The organism is Mycobacterium angelicum, assembly GCF_002086155.1.
Classification (GTDB): domain Bacteria; phylum Actinomycetota; class Actinomycetes; order Mycobacteriales; family Mycobacteriaceae; genus Mycobacterium; species Mycobacterium angelicum.
In genome coordinates, this window is record NZ_MVHE01000285.1 from 1 (window position 1) to 494 (window position 494).

General features: G+C 68.2%; 1 protein-coding gene. It reads right to left on the reverse strand.

Features of this window, described 5'->3' with window-relative positions; all coding sequences use genetic code 11:
- Window positions 1–473, reverse strand: a 473-nt coding sequence (locus BST12_RS29420; protein ID WP_281254851.1) for a phosphopantetheine-binding protein, incomplete at its 3' end; no start/stop codon positions are given.
- Window positions 474–494: the final 21 nt, after the last annotated feature.

Sequence of the window (494 nt, forward strand, 5' to 3'; positions counted from 1 at the left end):
GCCGACGGCCCCTCATAGCGGTGTAAGAACCACAACCGCGACTGCGCATACGACAACGGAATCCGGCCCGGCCGCGGCTGGGCCACCAACGCCGCCCGCACCCCATGCCCACCGTGGACGTCCAGCCACGCCGCCAACCGCGCCACCGTCGGCGCCTCGAACACCGCCCGGATCGGCACCTCCACCCCCAACTCGGCCCGAACACGCGCCACCAACCGCGTCACCGTCAGCGAATGCCCACCCAAATCGAAAAACCCGTCATCAACACCCACCCGCGCCAACCCCAACACCTCAGCGAACAACCCCGCCAACACCGACTCCCGCCCATCCCGCGGCGCCCGATACACCACCGCCGAAACAAACTCCGGCGCCGGCAACGCCTTTCGATCCACCTTGCCGTTGGGCGTCAACGGCAACCCATCCAGCACCATCACCACCGAGGGAACCATGAACTCCGGCAACCGATCCCCCACCCAGCGGCGCACCTCACCACC